Here is a 13,517-nt window from a genome sequence, read left to right as displayed (position 1 = left end):
CCGGCCGTGCGGCACGGGGCACCCCCCGCGGCGCGGGAGAATGGGGACGTGAGCGCTGCCGAGACCGACACCCCGATCGACGTCCCGACCGAGCAGGTCCTGGCCGAGTCCCGGCGCCGGCGCACCATCGCCGTCATCTCCCACCCCGACGCCGGCAAGTCCACGCTCACCGAGGCCCTCGCCCTGCACGCCAAGGCGTTGCGCGAGGCGGGGCACGTCCACGGCAAGGCCGGCCGGGCGGGCGTCGTCACCGACTGGCAGGACATGGAGAAGCAGCGCGGGATCTCCATCAGCTCCGCCGTCCTCCAGCTCGACCACCGCGGGATGGTCGTCAACGTCGTCGACACCCCCGGTCACGCCGACTTCTCCGAGGACACCTACCGCGCGCTGACGGCCGTCGACGCCGTGATCATGCTCGTCGACGCGGCCCGCGGCATGGAGGTCCAGACCCGCAAGCTGTTCGGCGTCTGCAAGCAGCGCGGGCTGCCCGTCATCACCGTCGTCAACAAGTGGGACCGCCCCGGCCAGGAGGCCCTGGCCCTGCTCGACGAGATCGAGACCGTCACGGGGCTGCGTCCCACGCCCGTCACCTGGCCCGTCGGCATCGCCGGCGACTTCCGCGGGCTGCTCGACCGCGCCACGGGCGCCTACACGAAGTACACCAAGGCCCCCGGCGGCGCGACGCTGGCCCTCGAGCAGCACCTCGACGCGGCCGCCGCGGCCGAGGTCGAGGGAGCCGCGTGGGCGACGGCGCTCGACGAGCACGAACTCCTCGAGGCCACCGGCGCCGACCACGACGAGGACTCGTTCCTCGCCTTCGAGACGACGCCGGTGTTCTTCACCGCCGCCGTCGCCAACACCGGCGTCGGGCAGGTGCTCGACGCGCTCGTCGACATCGCGCCCCCGCCGCACGACCAGGTGGACGTCGAGGGCGAGGTCCACGAGGTCACGGGCCGCTTCAGCGCCCAGGTGTTCAAGACCCAGACCGGCATGAACCCCGCGCACCGGGACCGGCTGGCGTTCGCGCGCATCCACTCCGGGGTGTTCCACCGCGGCATGAGCGTGCGCGACGACCGCAGCGGCCGGCCCATGGTCCTCAAGCACGTCCAGACGGTGTTCGGTTCCGACCGCTCGACGGTCGACGTCGCCTGGCCCGGCGACGTCATCGGCCTCGTCAACGCCCGGCACGTCAACGTGGGGGACACGCTGAGCGAGAACGGCCGCACCGCCTACCCGCCGCTGCCGGTGTTCGCCCCCGAGCACTTCCGCACCGTGCGCCCCAAGGACCTCGGCGCGGGCAAGCAGTTCCGCCAGGGGCTGCGCGAGCTCGACGCCGAGGGGGTCGTGCGGGTGCTGACGTCGGACTCGCGCGGCGACGGCGAACCCGTCCTGTCCGCCGTCGGCGCGCTGCAGTTCGACGTCGTGCAGTACCGCATGACCCACGAGTTCCGTTCGCCCGTCCTGTTCACCGAACTGCCCTTCACGACGGCCCGGATCATCGACCCCAAGGACGCGCCGCTGCTGCGCGCCCACCGCGGCGCCGAGGTCGTCGAGCACGCGAGCGGGCAGGTGTTCGCGCTGTTCACCGACGAGTGGCGCGTGCGCAGCTTCGAGCGCGACAACCCCGACGTGACGCTCGAGCAGCTGGTCGCCACCAGCGAGTGAGCCGCCCGGGGATCCGGGTCGTGGACGCATCGCGCCAAAAGGTTCGGCGCGATGCGTCCACGACCCGAACCCCTGGGCGGCGGAGGGCGCGGGGCTGAGCCGCCCCCGCCGAACCCCGGCACGACCGGCCGGTGCGTGCCACAGTGGTTCCCGTGCGCAGACGCTGGAGCACCGCCGTCGTCCTCGCCGCCGCCCTCGTCCTGACGCCCCTGCCGGCGACCGCCCGCAGCACCGGTCAGGAACTCGCCTTCACGGGCTGGGTCGGTGCCGACGTCCGCCAGCGCCTGCTCGTCCTGGACACCGCAGACACCGCCACGGCGGAACCCCGCACCGTCGCCCCGGGCGGGATCGCCGACCTCGCCTGGTCCGCCGACGGTTCCCGCCTGGCCTGGATCGGGTTCGAGGAGCCCACGGGCCCGGTCGCGGACACGGAGACGACCCTGTACTCGGCCCGGCCGGACGGGACCGACCGGCGGACCCTGCTCGCCGGGTCCAGCCTGGCCGACGTCGCGGCGGCCCCGGACGGGGGGTTCGCCGTCGCCCGCTCCGACGTGCGCGACCTCGTCGACTGCGCCGGCCACCCGCCCGTCCCCGCCGCCGACATCACGCTCGTCAGCCCCGCGGGACGCACCCGCCGCCTCACCGACACCCCCGTGAACACCTGGGCCCTGCAGTTCTCCCGGGACGGCGCGGACCTCGTGTGGGCCTCCAGCGACGGGGACCCGTGCGGGTCGAGCAGCTGGCCGCACCTGAACCTCACCGACGTCGCCACGGGGACCACCCGCGCCGTCACGGGGGCGCGCAGCCTGCAGTCGCCGACGTTCAGCGGGGACGGCCGGACCGTGCTCGCCGCGACCTCCGACGAGTTCGGCGACGACCTCGTCCGGGTCGACGTCGCGACCGCGTCGGCCCGCCGGGTCCAGACGCCCGGGTTCTCCGAGCGGCTGCCGTCGGTCTCCCCGTCCGGGGACACCGTCGCCGTGGTCCGCACCGCCGTCGTCCCCGACCCCCACACGTACTTCCGCCCCGTGCAGGACCCGCACGTCGCGGTCCTCGACCTCGAGGGGAACCTGCTGCGCGACCTCGGGGCCGTCGACCTGCAGGTCGACCAGCTCGCGTGGAGCCCGGACGGTTCGACCGTCGCCGTGGCGGGCGCGAACTTCGTCCCGGACACCCCCGGCAGCGACGTCGGCTCGGCGGACCCGGCCGTCTGGACCTTCCCCACCGCCGGCGGGACGCCGCGCCGGCTCAGCGACTCGGCGGGTTTCGCGACGGCGGGCCTGGCGTTCCGCCCGACGTTCCCGGACCCCCCGACGCTCGTGCGCGGTACCCGCGACCGGCGCTGACCCCGGGCGACGACCCTCAGGCCGTGAACCGGCCCGGGGTCGTGCCCAGGACGCGCCGGAAGTGCCGGTTCAGGTGCGGCTGGTCGTGGAACCCGGCGAGGACGGCGGCCTCGGCGGGGCGGTGCCCGCTCAGCAGCAGGCGCCGGGCCAGGTCCACCCGGCGACCGGTGAGGTAGGCGTGCGGCGGCATCCCGACCTCGCGCGTGAAGGTCCGCACCAGGTGCGCGCCGGACACCCCGAGCGCGGTGGCGGCGTCGGCGAGGGACACCCCCTCGACGACGTGCCCGTCGAGCAGGGCGCGCAGCCGCCGGGCCAGGGGGACGTCGCGCACGGGACGCACCCGGGTGCGCGCGAGGTGCCCGCCGAGGGCGTCGAGCAGGACCGCGGCCCGGGACTCGACGTCCAGGGGCTCGGGATGGCCGCCGAGCCGGGCGTGCAGGGCTCGGACGGCGGTGGCGAACCGCGGGTCGGGCAGTTCCGGGTCGTCGACGGCGCGTCCGGCGAACCCCGCCGGCAGCGCGTCCTCCTCGAGGTAGAGGACCTTCTTGCGGAACCCCGTCGTCGTCGCGGCGCGGCCGTCGTGGGGGACGTGCGGGGGCAGCAGCGTGACCAGCGTCGAGGTGTCGTGCCCGCGGCGGTCGAGGTCGTAGTGCACCGCGCCGTCCTCCACCAGAAGCAGCGTCCACGTGTCGTGGGTGTGCAGGGGGTAGGCGTGCTCGACGAAGCGGGCGTGCAGCACCTCGGCGACCCCGGCCAGTCCGGGTCGCCAGCTGCGCACCGAGTCGCCCGTGGAGTCCGCCACGTCAGGAACGTACAAGACGCGACGGTGCCGGGCGCAGGAGTCTGACCGCGTGAGCGACGCACCCCCGACCGCCCGGTTCGACACCAAGATCGCCGTCCTGGTCCGCGACGACCTGCCCGCCTGGCAGCGCCTGAACGTCACGGCGTTCCTGGCCAGCGGGATCAGCGCGGCCCACCCCGAGCTGGTGGGCGAGCCCTATGCCGACGCCGATGCGAACGCCTACCTCGCGCTGCTCGGCCAGCCCGTCATGGTCTTCGAGGCGGACGCGGCGACGTTGCGCTCGGCGCGCGAGAAGGCCCTCGGGCGGAAGCTGTCGACGGCCCTGTTCACGGCCGAGATGTTCGCCACCGGGCACGACGCCGCCAACCGGGCCGCGGTGGCCGCCGTCGGCGCGCAGGACCTCGACGTCGTCGGACTGGCCGTGCACGGGCCGAAGAACGCGGTGGACAAGGTCGTCAAGGGGGCCCACGCCCACCCCTGAGACCGCGGCGGGGGGTCGTCGCGCGCCCCGGCGCCCCCCGTGCTCGACTGGGCCGCGTGATCGACCGCACCCCCGCCCGGGTCCGCTGATGGACCGCCTCGACGTCCTGGACTGGCGCCGCCGCGTCGGCGCGCTGTACGCCGCCGTCCGCGCGTCCGAGCCCGCCGACGGGCACGCCCTGTGGACCGCCGGGCGCGACGAGCTGTTCGCCACCCACCCCGCGAGCCCGCTGCTGCCGGCCGACCGCGCGACCTTCCGCGGCCTGCCCGTCGCCACCTACGACCCCGCGCTGCGCTTCGTCGTCCCGGTGCAGCCCGCCGACCCCCTGCGGCGCGAGGCCGTCACGGGCACCGACGGGACCGTCACCTTCGAACGCGTCGGGACCCTCGCCCTGCCGGGCCTCGGGACGCTCGACGCGTGGTGGCTCGACCAGTACGGCGGCGGTCTGTTCGTGCCGCTGAAGGACCCCGGCCCGGGCTACGGCGGCGGGCGCTACGTCCTGGACACCGTCAAGGGCGCCGACCTCGGCAGCACCGCCGACGGCCTGGTCGTGGACCTGAACTTCGCCTACCCGCCCAGCTGCGCGTACGACCCCGCGTGGGCCTGCCCGCTGCCGCCGCCCGGCAACGTCGTCGACGTGCCCGTCACCGTCGGCGAGCTCGCGGGTTCCTGGGCCTGGGACGCCTGACCCCTCCTCTTCCCGCGCATCGCACACGAAGAGCCCTCCCGGAGCGGTCCGGGAGGGCTCTTCGTGTGCGATGCGCGGGAAAGCGGCGCCCACGGGGGTCCGACGTGTGCGATGCGCGGGAAGGGGGAGGGGCGGGTCAGTCGCGGGGGGCGGCGGGGGAAGGCAGCACGGGGACGCGGTCGCGCAGGTCGATCGTGCGGGGGGTGCGCCCACGGCGCCACGCGCCCAGCAGCAGCTCGGTCGCCTCCTCGTCGCCCGCGCAGCGGAACATCCCCTGGGTGTAGATCCGCGACGCCTCCTCCGGCTGCCGGTGCCAGGAGAACTCCTCGCCCAGCTGCAGGTACACGTCGACGTCGGCGCCCGGGTCGTCGAGGACCTCGTCGGCCAGCGCCACCGCCTCGCGCAGGTGACCGCACACCAGCAGCGCCGACACCACGTAGCACCGCGTGTCGGGCGCGACGTGGTCACCGGTCGCCAGGGCCTCCCGCGCCAGTCGCAGCGCCCGCCGCGCGTCCCCGGCGAACGCGGCGTGCTCACTGGCCGCCACGAACAACCGCCCCCGCGAGACCGAGTCCCCCGGGACCGCCCGGCGGGCCCAGGAGTGCAGGAGGTCCGCGACGGCCCGTTGGCCCCGGGCGTCGTTGGCCGCGCTCAGTTCGACCTGCTCGAGGTCGTCGCAGCTCACAGGTGCTCGCACCGTTCGGAATCTAGTGAGACCCAGCGCCCCCGTCTCCCCCTCCGGGGCCGAACGGGCAGGGTTCACGCGTTCGGCGCAAGCTCCACGACCACCGGGGCGTGGTCGGAGGCGCCCTTGCCCTTGCGCTCCTCGCGGTCGATCGTCGCGCCCGTGACCCGGGCCTGCAGCGCGGGGGAACCCAGGACGAAGTCGATCCGCATGCCCTGCCGCTTCGCGAAGCGCAGCTGCGTGTAGTCCCAGTACGTGTACGTCCCCGGCCCCGGCGCGTACGGGCGGACGGTGTCGGCGAAGCCCGCGTCGACCAGCGCCTGGAAGGCGGCCCGCTCCGGCTCGGAGACGTGCGTCTTGCCCGCGAAGAAGTCCACGTCCCACACGTCCTCGTCCTGCGGGGCGACGTTGAAGTCGCCCACCAGCGCGACCTGCGCGCCCGGGTCCTCGGCGAGCCAGCCCGCGCCGGCCGCGCGCAGCTGTTCCAGCCACTGCAGCTTGTACGGGTAGTGCGGGTCGTCCAGCCCCCGGCCGTTGGGCACGTACAGGCTCCACACCCGCACCCCGCCGCACGTCGCCCCGATCGCCCGCGCCTCGGCCACGGCGGGGTCGCCGAAGTGCGGGACGTCGGGGGAGAAGCTCGTGCTGACGTCCTCCAGCCCCACCCGGGACAGCAGCGCGACGCCGTTCCACTGCGACAGCCCGTGGTGGGCGACCTCGTAGCCGGCGTCCCGGAACGCCTGCTCCGGGAACTGCTCGTCCTTGCACTTGGTCTCCTGCACCGCCAGGACGTCGACGTCGCTGCGCTCGAGCCACGCCAGGACGCGGTCGAGGCGGGCACGGACGGAGTTCACGTTCCAGGTCGCGAGGCGCACGCGCCGGACGTTACCCGCGCACCCACCCGCGTGCCCGGGACCGTGCCGGGGACGTGGCCCGGCAGCACCTAGGATCGGCACCCGTGAGCCCTGCCGCGAACCCAGATCGAGAACGCCTCGCCGACCTCGTGTCCACCAAGGCCGTCGTGCGCGGCACGGTGACGCTGTCCAGCGGCAAGGAGGCCGACTACTACGTCGACCTGCGCCGCATCAGCCTCGACGGCGAGGCGTCCGCGCTCGTGGGCCCGGTGCTGCTCGACCTCGTCGCCGACTGGGACTTCGAGGCCGTCGGCGGCCTGACCATGGGCGCCGACCCCGTCGCCCTCGCCATGGTCCACGCCGCCAACGCCCGCGGCTGGGCGCAGGACCACGGCGGCCGGGCGCTCGACGCGTTCGTCGTCCGCAAGGCCGAGAAGACCCACGGCCTGCAGCGGCGCATCGAGGGCCCCGACGTCGCCGGCCGCAAGGTCCTGGCCGTCGAGGACACCTCCACCACCGGCGGCTCCGTCCTGACCGCCGTGGAGGCCCTGCGGGCCGCCGGCGCCGAGGTCGTCGGCGTCGCCGTCATCGTCGACCGCGACACCGGCGCCAAGGAGAAGGTCGAGGCCCAGGGCGTCCCCTACCGCTACGCCTTCGGCCTCGCCGACATCGGGCTCGCCTGATGGGCGCCGCCGGGACCGTCGTCCTGATCGTCGTCGTCCTGCTCGTGCTCGTCGTCGCGCTGTACGCCGTCTCCACCCGCGCCGCCCTCGTGCGCATGCGCGACCTCGCCGTCGAGGCCGGGGCCCTGGCCGACCAGCGCCGCAGCCGCCTCGCGGACCTCGCCGCGCACGTCTCCTCCCAGCAGGCCTCCGACGTCGAACCCGACCCGCAGACCGTCAAGGCCCTCGCCGACGCCGAGCACCGCCTCGCCGGGGACGTCGCGTTCCACGCCGCGGCCGTGCGCGCCTACGACGCCAAGCTGCACGCCGTCCCCGCCTCCTGGGTCGGCGCCGTCTCCGGCCTGCACCCCCTCGGCGCCGCGGCGGAGAACTGACCGCCCTCGCCGAGGTCCTGCCCGCGCTGCGCTGCCCCGTGTGCGCGCAGGGCCTGGACCTGGCCGACCGCACGCTCGGGTGCGCCGCCGGGCACCGCTTCGACCTCGCCCGCCAGGGCTACGTCAACCTCGCCGTCGGCAGCCGGGCCACCGGCGACACCCCCGGCATGGTCGCCGCCCGCGATCAGTTCCTCGGCGCCGGCCACTACGCGCCCGTCGCCGCGGCGCTCGCGGACCGGGCCGTGCCCGGGCTCGTCGTCGACGTCGGGGGCGGGACGGGGTACTACCTGGCGGCCGTCGTGGAGCGCACGGGCGGTCGCGGGGTCGTCCTCGAACCGTCGACCCCGGCGCTGAAGCGGGCCGCCCGCGCCCACCCGCGGGTCGCGGCCGTCGGCGGTGACGTGTGGCGCGGGCTGCCGTTCGCAGACGCCTCGGCGGACCTCGTGACGACGGTCTTCGCCCCGCGGGGCGCCGCGGAGGTCGCGCGGGTCCTGCGCCCCGGCGGCTCGTGGGTCGTGGTCACGCCCCTGCCCGAGCACCTCGAGGAGGTCCGCGGGCCGCTGGGGATGGTCGGCGTCGAGGAGGGCAAGGCCGAGCGGCTGCACGCCGACCTCGCTGCGTTCGCCATCGCCGCCGAGGACGAGCTGCGGTTCACCCGGACGTTCACCCGCCCCGACCTGCGGGCGCTGGTGCTCATGGGCCCCAGCGCCTTCCACACCGACGAGGCGGCGCTGCGCGAACGGCTCGACGCGGTCCCCGAGGCGGTCGACGTCACCGTCGCCGTCCGCCTCACGGTCGCCCACCTCCCTCCGTGATCAAGGACTCCCCCGCCGCGATCAAGGACGTCCAGTTCCTTGATCGCGGTGGGGGAGTCCTTGATCACGGGGAGGGGCGGACGGCGCGGCCGAGGGGTTCCAGGGTGGCGGGCAGACCTGCGGCGGCCAGCTCGGCCGCCAGCGCGTCCCGACCGTCCACGGGGGCGGCGACGACGGCCCGCCAGCCGTCGGCGGCCCACTGCACGTCCTCCACGGCGCGGGTGCGCCGCAGCGCCGCCTCGACCCGTCCACCGTCGGCGAGGGGTGCGCGGACGGCCAGGAGGTCCACCCACCGGCGCCGCACGACGCCGGCCTCGGCCAGGGCCGCGCTCACCGAGCCGCCGTAGGCGCGCACGAGCCCACCGGTCCCGAGCAGCACTCCGCCGAAGTACCGCGTCACCACCGTCACAACGCCCGTCACCCCGGCCCCGTTCAGCGCCGCGAGCATGGGCGCGCCGGCCGTCCCGGCGGGTTCGCCGTCGTCGCCGGACCGCTGCTGCCCGCCGTCCTCGCCGAGCACCGACGCGGTGCAGTGGTGGCGGGCGTCGCCGAACTCCTCGCGGACGCGGGCCACGACGGCGTCCACGTCCCCCGCGCCGGACACGGGTTCGAGGGTCGTGAGGAACCGGGACCGTTCCACGACGAGCTCGGTCCGCACCCCGCGGGCCGGGACGGGCAGCGGCTCCCTCACGCGCGCGCGGACCGCCGCCGGCGGACCCACGACACGATCGGGACGACGATCGAAGCGAGGATCGCGACCCCGGCGATCGAGTAGGCGACGGTGCGGACCCAGGGCAGGGAGTCGGCCGCGTAGCCGGCGAGCACGAGCAGCGCGCCCCAGCACAGTGCGCCGACGACGTTGGCGGAGAAGAACTTCGCGTACGGCATCGCGGCCGTCCCCGCGATGATCGGCGTGAAGGCGCGCAGCCACGGGATGAACCGGCACGCCACGACCGCGAACCAGCCGTACTTGAGGTAGAATGCCTCGGCCTTGGGCAGGTGGGCGGCGGCCCGCCCGGCGCGCCGCTGCAGCCACGGCCGGCCCAGGCGGCGCCCGGACCAGTACCCGACGGTGTCGCCCAGGACGGCCGCGAGCGTCACCCCGACGACGAGGACCGGCAGCGACAGCGTCGAGGAGTCCCGGCCGGCCAGCAGGCCCGCGGTGAACAGGACGCTGCTGCCGGGAAGCCAGAAGCCGACGAGGGTGCCCGTCTCGGCGAAGACGATCCCGAAGACGAGGGCGTACAGCCCGAGCGCGCCGAGGTCCTCGAGCTGGGGGTCGGCGAGGTGGGCCAGCCAGTCGGACACGTCCCGATCATCCCAGAAGCGGGGAAGGCGACCCTCAGCCCGCCAGGCCCGCCAGCCGGGCCCGCTCGTCCTCGCCGAGGCGCCGCGGGCGGGCGGCGTCGAAGTCGTAGGCCACGCAGACCGTGGAGGCCTTCACGTACACGGCCGAGGCCTCGTCGGGTTCGACGACCTCGTAGTCGACCTCGAAGCTGGCCCCGCCGACCCGCCCGACCCACAGGTCGACCGCGATCGGGGCGAGCCGGTAGTCCAGGGGCCGCAGGTACTCGACGGTGTGCTTGGCCACGACCATGCCCGTGGCGAGCATGGGCGCCGAGCCGTCGGGGGCGGCGATGCCGAAGGCCCGGACGCGGGCCTCCTCGAGCAGCCGCAGGAGCTCGACGTTGTTCACGTGGCGGTAGGCGTCCATGTCGCCCCAGCGCAGGGACAGGAGCAGACGCGTACGGGCCACCGGGTCATCCTGCCCGGGGGCTGGTCAGTGCTGGCGCTCGGGGGTCTGGGGCTCGACCGCGGCCTGCTTGCGCTCCTTGGCCCGGCCGCGCAGGTACTCGATGCCCACCGGGATGAGGGACAGGACGACCAGCAGCAGCAGCCCGAGCTCGAGGTTGTCGCGGATGAGCGAGACGCTGCCCAGGGCGTACCCGAGGAGGGTGATGCCGCTGGCCCAGGCCACCGCCCCGATCGCCGAGAAGGTCAGGAAGACGCGGCGCGGCATCGCGCCCGCGCCCGCGGCGAGGGTGATGAAGGTGCGCACGACGGGCACGAAGCGGGCCAGGATGATGGCGCGGGCACCGTACTTCTCGAAGAACTCGCGGGTCTGCTTGATGCGCTTGGGCGTGAGGATCTTGGAGTTGGGGCGGTCGAACAGGGCCGGCCCCGCCTTGCGGCCGATCTCGTAGCCGGCCGCGTTGCCCAGGAACGCCGCGACCGACAGCAGCAGGCACGACACCCACAGCGGGTCCTTGAGGATGCCGGAGTGGGTGAACAGGCCCACGGTGAACAGCAGGGAGTCGCCGGGCAGGAAGAACATGAACAGCCCGCACTCGACGAACACGATCGCGATCGAGACCCACAGCGCGGCGGCGCCGAGGCTGTCGAGGAAGGTCTCGGGGCTGGCCCAGTCCGGCAGGAGCGCGGGGACGGCGGACGGTGCGGAGGACGTCAGCGCGGCCGAGAACTCGGCGAGGAAGGACACGTGGACAGGGTAAGTCCCGATCCGGCGCCCGAGGACGAGGGCGGCTGGAGATCAGCCCAGAGGATGACCCGTCCGGGCCGGGATCAGCCGCTCGGCGGACCTCGGGCGCAGGTGCGGAACCGAGCAGGCCGGGTGGTCGTTGCCCCCGCTGCCGGTGAACGGCAGCGGGGGCCGACGATCCGGGCGCGGGCCGGGCTCAGACGGTGCGCGCCGTCGGGTCCCAGTCGTCCGGCAGCAGCTCGGCCGCCTCGACGGTGCTCGTGACGGGCACGAACGCCTCGCTCTCCGCGGACTCGGCGATGGACGTCATGACGTCGACGACGTGGTGGGCCAGCGCCCCCTGCACGCGGTGCGGGCGGCCGGCGCGCAGGGCGCGGGCCATCTCCAGGACCCCCGTCCCGCGGGTCGACAGGGCCTTGGTCGAGGCCAGCAGCTCCCAGTCCTCGGACCCGCGGCGGCGGATCGACAGGTCGCCGTCGAAGTCGTTGGGGTCCGGCAGCGCCAGGGTCGCCTCCGTCCCGGTGATCTCGACGAAGCCGTGCCGCGGCAGCGGGGAGTCGAAGCTGAAGGTGCTCTGGGAGCTCTGACCGCCCGCGAACCGGGCCAGGGCGCTGACGTGCGTGGGGACGGTGACGTCGAACACCTCCCCGGCCCGGGGCCCGGAGCCGATGGTGCGCTGCTCCCTGGACTTCGAGGCGATCGCCGCCACGGACGAGACCGGCCCGAACGCCTGCACGAGCGTCGTCAGGTAGTAGGGGCCGATGTCGAACAGCGGACCGGCGCCGGTCTGGAACAGGAACGCGGGGTTGGGGTGCCAGGACTCCGGGCCGGGGGACTGCATGAGGGTCAGCGCGGTCAGCGGCTCACCGATGTCGCCGCGCCGCAGCGCCTTCAGGGCCGTCTGCAGACCGGTGCCGAGGAAGGTGTCCGGTGCGCAGCCCAGCCGGACGCCCGCGGCGTCGGCGGCACCCAGCAGCTGCCGGCCCCCTTCGCGGTCGAGGGCGACGGGCTTCTCGGACCAGACGTGCTTGCCCGCCGAGATCGCGGCGAGCGAGACCTCGACGTGCGCGGCCGGGATCGTCAGGTTGATGACGATCTCGACGTCCTCGTGGCCCAGGACGGCGTCGATCCCGCCGTGGACCGGGACGCCGTGCTCCTGCGCGCGCGCCGCGGCGGCCTCGGGGAACAGGTCGCCGACGGCGTGGACCCGCACGTCCGGGAACGACGTCAGGTTCTCCAGGTAGGTGCCGCTGATGACGCCGGCGCCGACGATGCCGATGCCGACGGGCCCCGAGCGCCCGGTCACGACAGGGCCTTCACGAGGTTGGCGTAGCTGTCCTCGACGGCCGCCCACATGTCGCCCGTGGTGTCGTCGAGCTCGACGACGCCCAGGTCGACGCCGGCGGAGGCGGCCAGGATCGAGGTGACGTCCACGTCGCCGGTGCCGAAGGCGACCTGCTTGGTGTTGTCGCGCGAGCCGTCGCCGTCCTTGAGGTGGACGGCCTTGACGCGCGAGCCGAGGCGGCCCAGCAGCTCGGGGACGTCGACACCGCCGACGACGGCCCAGTAGGTGTCGACCTCGAGGGCCACGGCGTCGTCGAGGTGGTCGGCGAGGACCTCCAGGGCCGGGCGGCCCCCGATCCTCGTCTCCAGCTCGAACTCGTGGTTGTGGTAGCCGATCGTCACGCCGGCGTCGGCGGCGCGCGCGGCGGCCGCGTTGAGCTCGGCGGCGACGCCGGCGACGTCCTCGGTGCTCGTCCAGCGGGCGCGGTCGACGTGCGGGTCGACCACGAGCGTCGTGCCGGTGAGCCGCGCGGCGGCCAGGACGGCGTCCAGGTCGGCGCCGACGACGCTCGTGTGCGCGCTGGATGCGCTCAGCCCGTGCCGGGCCAGCACCGGGGCGAGCTCGGCGGCCCGCTGGGCGAGGCCGAACGGCTCGACCTGGCGGAAGCCGATGCCCGCCAGCCGGGCCAGGGTGCCGTCCAGGTCGGCGGCGAGCGCGTCGCGCACGGTGTACAGCTGCACGGAGATCTTCGAGGGGTCCAGGGTCGTCATGAGCGCTGCTTCGCGTCCTCTCGGCGGTCGGCGGGCGTCGTCGTGGACGCCCTCGTCCCGGGTCCGATCGTGTACCGAACCGGTTCAGCAACCGTACGGCCCCCGGTCGGCCCGACACCAGCCCCCCAGGGCGCGCGGATACGATCCGGCGGTGACCGAGGCCCTGACCGAGGACGAGCTGCGCTTCCTGCAGGAGACGTTCGACCTGGCCCGCGACGGGGAGAGCGCCGCGCTGGCCGAGCGCCTCGACGCCGGTGTCCCGGCGAACCTCACGAACTCCGTGGGGGACACCCTGCTGATCCTGGCCGCCTACCACGTGCACCCCGAGACCGTCCGCGTCCTGCTCGAGCGCGGCGCCGACCACTCGCGCGTCAACGACAAGGGGCAGACGGCCCTGGGTGCCGCGGTGTTCCGGCAGGCCCGCGACGTCGTGGAGGCGCTGCTGGGCGCCGGCGCCGACCCGGGCCTGGGGCGGCAGTCCGGGCTCGCCGTCGCGCAGGTCTTCGACCTGCCCGAGATGGCCGAACTCCTCACCACGCCTCGCTGACCGCACCTGCGGCCCGTCCGCA

Annotated in this window: 17 protein-coding genes; 8 read left to right on the top strand and 9 right to left on the bottom strand. The window is 74.9% G+C overall.

Annotation, left to right across the window (positions count from 1 at the left end; genetic code table 11):
* Window positions 1-48 precede the first annotated feature (48 nt).
* Together CLV37_RS08340 and CLV37_RS08335 are read left to right on the top strand one after the other, a co-directional pair.
* Entirely contained in the window at window positions 49-1,665 is a 1,617-nt protein-coding gene (locus CLV37_RS08340; protein ID WP_106209437.1) for a peptide chain release factor 3, read from the top strand.
* 152 nt (window positions 1,666-1,817) lie between these two features.
* Complete coding sequence (locus tag CLV37_RS08335) at window positions 1,818-3,011, top strand: TolB family protein (protein WP_106209068.1); 1,194 nt, start codon at window positions 1,818-1,820, stop codon at window positions 3,009-3,011.
* 16 nt (window positions 3,012-3,027) lie between these two features.
* Here CLV37_RS08335 and CLV37_RS08330 read toward each other — a convergent pair whose 3' ends face one another.
* The gene (locus CLV37_RS08330; RefSeq protein WP_245885318.1) at window positions 3,028-3,813 is read right to left on the bottom strand and encodes a helix-turn-helix transcriptional regulator; all 786 of its coding nucleotides are present in this window, start codon (window positions 3,811-3,813) and stop codon (window positions 3,028-3,030) included.
* Window positions 3,814-3,862: 49 nt separating this feature from the next.
* Between CLV37_RS08330 and CLV37_RS08325 the strand changes: the two genes are divergently transcribed.
* Together CLV37_RS08325 and CLV37_RS08320 are read left to right on the top strand one after the other, a co-directional pair.
* Window positions 3,863-4,294 (top strand): DUF2000 domain-containing protein, encoded by a 432-nt coding sequence (locus CLV37_RS08325; protein WP_106209066.1) that lies wholly within the window; start codon window positions 3,863-3,865, stop codon window positions 4,292-4,294.
* 88 nt (window positions 4,295-4,382) lie between these two features.
* A complete protein-coding gene (locus CLV37_RS08320; RefSeq protein ID WP_106209064.1) occupies window positions 4,383-4,982 on the top strand; it encodes a DUF1684 domain-containing protein in 600 nt (199 codons plus the stop codon).
* Window positions 4,983-5,118: 136 nt separating this feature from the next.
* On the opposite strand, the gene CLV37_RS08315 is transcribed toward CLV37_RS08320, so the two are convergent.
* Together CLV37_RS08315 and CLV37_RS08310 are read right to left on the bottom strand one after the other, a co-directional pair.
* On the bottom strand, window positions 5,119-5,679 hold the full coding sequence (locus CLV37_RS08315) for a hypothetical protein (RefSeq protein ID WP_146149336.1): 561 nt from the start codon (window positions 5,677-5,679) through the stop codon (window positions 5,119-5,121).
* Between the two features lie 62 nt (window positions 5,680-5,741).
* Complete coding sequence (locus tag CLV37_RS08310; protein WP_106209060.1) at window positions 5,742-6,542, bottom strand: exodeoxyribonuclease III; 801 nt, start codon at window positions 6,540-6,542, stop codon at window positions 5,742-5,744.
* Window positions 6,543-6,625: 83 nt separating this feature from the next.
* Between CLV37_RS08310 and pyrE the strand changes: the two genes are divergently transcribed.
* The 3 genes from pyrE to CLV37_RS08295 are packed head-to-tail and all read left to right on the top strand — an operon-like array spanning window position 6,626 to window position 8,393.
* Complete coding sequence (pyrE, locus tag CLV37_RS08305; protein ID WP_106209058.1) at window positions 6,626-7,204, top strand: orotate phosphoribosyltransferase; 579 nt, start codon at window positions 6,626-6,628, stop codon at window positions 7,202-7,204.
* On the top strand, window positions 7,204-7,578 hold the full coding sequence (locus tag CLV37_RS08300; protein WP_106209056.1) for a hypothetical protein: 375 nt from the start codon (window positions 7,204-7,206) through the stop codon (window positions 7,576-7,578). The genes pyrE and CLV37_RS08300 overlap by 1 nt, the downstream gene beginning before the upstream one ends.
* Window positions 7,579-7,616: 38 nt before the next feature.
* Entirely contained in the window at window positions 7,617-8,393 is a 777-nt protein-coding gene (locus CLV37_RS08295; protein WP_211298488.1) for a methyltransferase domain-containing protein, read from the top strand.
* A 64-nt stretch (window positions 8,394-8,457) separates the two neighbouring features.
* Here the strand turns inward: CLV37_RS08295 and CLV37_RS08290 are convergent, their stop codons facing one another.
* The 6 genes from CLV37_RS08290 to CLV37_RS08265 all read right to left on the bottom strand — a co-directional run bounded on the left by CLV37_RS08290 (window position 8,458) and on the right by CLV37_RS08265 (window position 12,948).
* Window positions 8,458-9,084, bottom strand: a complete 627-nt coding sequence (locus CLV37_RS08290) for a YigZ family protein (RefSeq protein ID WP_106209432.1) — start codon at window positions 9,082-9,084, stop codon at window positions 8,458-8,460.
* The gene (locus CLV37_RS08285; protein WP_211298487.1) at window positions 9,081-9,701 is read right to left on the bottom strand and encodes a DedA family protein; all 621 of its coding nucleotides are present in this window, start codon (window positions 9,699-9,701) and stop codon (window positions 9,081-9,083) included. Before CLV37_RS08285 ends, CLV37_RS08290 begins: the two co-directional genes overlap by 4 nt.
* A 34-nt stretch (window positions 9,702-9,735) precedes the next feature.
* Window positions 9,736-10,149, bottom strand: a complete 414-nt coding sequence (locus tag CLV37_RS08280) for an acyl-CoA thioesterase (protein WP_106209052.1) — start codon at window positions 10,147-10,149, stop codon at window positions 9,736-9,738.
* A 24-nt stretch (window positions 10,150-10,173) separates the two neighbouring features.
* On the bottom strand, window positions 10,174-10,893 hold the full coding sequence (locus CLV37_RS08275; RefSeq protein WP_106209050.1) for a DedA family protein: 720 nt from the start codon (window positions 10,891-10,893) through the stop codon (window positions 10,174-10,176).
* Window positions 10,894-11,089: 196 nt separating this feature from the next.
* Window positions 11,090-12,199: a Gfo/Idh/MocA family protein gene (locus tag CLV37_RS08270; RefSeq protein WP_106209048.1), complete on the bottom strand. Its 1,110-nt coding sequence runs from the start codon at window positions 12,197-12,199 to the stop codon at window positions 11,090-11,092.
* Window positions 12,196-12,948, bottom strand: a complete 753-nt coding sequence (locus CLV37_RS08265) for a sugar phosphate isomerase/epimerase family protein (protein ID WP_106209046.1) — start codon at window positions 12,946-12,948, stop codon at window positions 12,196-12,198. The genes CLV37_RS08270 and CLV37_RS08265 overlap by 4 nt, the downstream gene beginning before the upstream one ends.
* A 151-nt stretch (window positions 12,949-13,099) precedes the next feature.
* On the opposite strand from CLV37_RS08265, the gene CLV37_RS08260 reads away from it, so the two are divergent.
* Window positions 13,100-13,495, top strand: coding sequence for an ankyrin repeat domain-containing protein (locus tag CLV37_RS08260; RefSeq protein WP_106209044.1), 396 nt, complete (start codon window positions 13,100-13,102; stop codon window positions 13,493-13,495).
* The last annotated feature ends 22 nt before the right edge of the window (window positions 13,496-13,517 follow it).

Origin of the sequence: Kineococcus rhizosphaerae (assembly GCF_003002055.1) — a bacterium.
In the GTDB taxonomy this organism is placed as follows: domain Bacteria; phylum Actinomycetota; class Actinomycetes; order Actinomycetales; family Kineococcaceae; genus Kineococcus; species Kineococcus rhizosphaerae.
The sequence above is the reverse complement of the archived record's forward strand: the minus strand, read 5'-3'. Positions and strand labels throughout refer to the sequence as shown.

Excerpts from the sequence above, each read along its gene's own strand:
- CLV37_RS08320 (WP_106209064.1), top strand. The coding sequence starts at position 4,383 with ATGGACCGCCTCGACGTCCTGGACTGGCGCCGCCGCGTCGGCGCGCTG.
- CLV37_RS08300 (WP_106209056.1), top strand. The coding sequence starts at position 7,204 with ATGGGCGCCGCCGGGACCGTCGTCCTGATCGTCGTCGTCCTGCTCGTG.
- CLV37_RS08265 (WP_106209046.1), bottom strand. The coding sequence starts at position 12,948 with ATGACGACCCTGGACCCCTCGAAGATCTCCGTGCAGCTGTACACCGTG.